Consider the following 2,500-nt stretch of genomic DNA (forward strand, 5'->3'; position numbering starts at 1 on the left):
ATACAAATTCAGAGGATTTTTTAGGTTTGGCAGTGACCTACTCTCCCACACCTTAAGGTGCAGTACCATCGGCGCTACAGTGCTTAACTGCCGGGTTCGGGATGGGACCGGGTGTTTCACTTGCGCTATGACCACCAAACCGAAAAAATCCTCTGTATTCCAAGTCGCAACACGCTGTTGGTGTATGCTTTTGATCGTAAAAGACTGTCTTTTACTGGATCAAATCAAGCCTATCGGACAATTAGTACCAGTCAACTGAACACATTGCTGTGCTTACATCTCTGGCCTATCGACGTGGTGGTCTACCACGGTCCTCAGGGATACCTTGTTTTGAGGGGGGCTTCCCGCTTAGATGCCTTCAGCGGTTATCCTGTCCGTTCATAGCTACCCAGCACTGCCGTTGGCACGACAACTGGTCCACCAGTGGAACGTTCACCCCGGTCCTCTCGTACTAGGGGCAACTCCTCTCAAGTATCCTACACCCACGGAAGATAGGGACCGAACTGTCTCACGACGTTCTAAACCCAGCTCACGTACCTCTTTAAATGGCGAACAGCCATACCCTTGGGACCTGCTCCAGCCCCAGGATGAGATGAGCCGACATCGAGGTGCCAAACACTGCCGTCGATATGGACTCTTGGGCAGTATCAGCCTGTTATCCCCAGCGTACCTTTTATCCGTTGAGCGATGGCCCTCCCACTTGGGACCACCGGATCACTATGACCGACTTTCGTCTCTGCTCGACTTGTCAGTCTTGCAGTCAGGCTGGCTTCTGCCATTGCACTCAACGAGCGATTTCCGACCGCTCTGAGCCAACCTTCGCGCGCCTCCGTTACACTTTAGGAGGCGACCGCCCCAGTCAAACTACCCACCACGCAGGGTCCCGGACCCGGATAACGGGCCGCGGTTAGACATCAAGAGTGCGAAGGGTGGTATCTCAAGGGTGGCTCCACGGAAACTGGCGTTCCCGCTTCAAAGCCTACCACCTATCCTGCACATCACAATCCTGATGCCAGTGCGAAGCTATAGTAAAGGTGCATGGGGTCTTTCCGTCTAACCGCGGGTAGTCTGCATCTTGACAGACAATTCAATTTCGCTGAGTCGATGTTGGAGACAGCGGGGAGGTCGTTACGCCATTCGTGCAGGTCGGAACTTACCCGACAAGGAATTTCGCTACCTTAGGACCGTTATAGTTACGGCCGCCGTTTACCTGGGCTTCAATTCAGAGCTTGCACCCCTCCTTTTAACCTTCAGGCACCGGGCAGGCGTCAGACTGTATACGTCGTCTTACGACTTCGCACAGCCCTGTGTTTTAAGTAAACAGTCGCCACCCCCTGGTTTGTGTCCCCAGCTCCAAGTTGCCTTGGAACCGGGCCTCCTTCTCGCGAACTTACGGAGGTATTTTGCCGAGTTCCTTCAACATCGTTCTCTCAAGCGCCTTGGTATTCTCTACCAGTCCACCTGTGTCGGTTTAGGGTACGATCTAGCGGAGGGCTATTTCCAGGAACCGCTCAGCAGCCCAGTCAATCCGATAAGACTGAACTACACCTGCGATCCGTCACATCCTCCTGGCCCAGGAATATTAACCTGGTTCCCATCGTCTACGCCTTTCGGCCTCGACTTAGGGGTCGGCTTACCCTGCTCAGATTAGCTTTAAGCAGGAACCCTTGGACTTTCGGCGAGAGTGTCTCTCACACTCTTTGTCGCTACTCATGTCATCATTCTCGCTAGTGATCTCTCCACGGGATCGCTCACGCGCCCGCTTCACAGAAAGCACCTTATCCTGCGCTACCGCTTCGCCACTTGAGCGCATTGCTGCGCTGTTCGTATCGACGCGATAGAAGAGGATAGGCACTATGTCACACTACGCTCTGCTACCATGCACTATGTGCATCCTAAGCTTCGGCTCATGGCTTGAGCCCCGTTACATCTTCGCCGCAGGATATCTTGATTAGACCAGTGAGCTGTTACGCTATCTTTAAAGGATGGCTGCTTCTAAGCCAACCTCCTGGTTGTTTTGGACGTCCCACCTGCTTTCCCACTTAGCCATGAATTGGGGGCCTTAGCTGTAGGTCAGGGTTGTTTCCCTCTTCACAATGGACGTTAGCATCCACTGTGTGTCTGCCGTCTAGTACTCCTCGGTATTCGGAGTTTGGTTAGGATCAGTAAGTCTGTGGGACCCCATTACCCATCCAGTGCTCTACCCCCGAGGGTATTCGGACGACGCTCTACCTAAATAGATTTCGCAGAGAACCAGCTATCTCCGAGTTTGATTAGCCTTTCACCCCTAGCCACAACTCATCCCGACCTTTTTCAACAGGTGTGGGTTCGGACCTCCAGTAAGTGTTACCTTACCTTCATCCTGGTCATGGCTAGATCACTCGGTTTCGGGTCTGATCCATCTAACTCATTCGCCCTATTAAGACTCGCTTTCGCTGCGCCTACACCTAACGGCTTAAGCTTGCTAGATAGACCAAGTCGATGACCCATTATACAAAAG

2 rRNA genes (1 of these 2 cut by a window edge) are annotated in these 2,500 nt (G+C 52.8%); both read right to left on the reverse strand.

Going from position 1 to position 2,500, the window contains the following annotated elements:
• Positions 1 to 24 precede the first annotated feature (24 nt).
• Positions 25 to 139 (reverse strand): 5S ribosomal RNA (gene rrf, locus IE266_RS26510).
• Between the two features lie 81 nt (positions 140 to 220).
• Positions 221 to 2,500, reverse strand: a 23S ribosomal RNA gene (locus tag IE266_RS26515); it runs 587 nt beyond the window's last position.

Source organism: Seohaeicola zhoushanensis, from assembly GCF_014656415.1.
GTDB lineage: Bacteria > Pseudomonadota > Alphaproteobacteria > Rhodobacterales > Rhodobacteraceae > Seohaeicola_A > Seohaeicola_A zhoushanensis.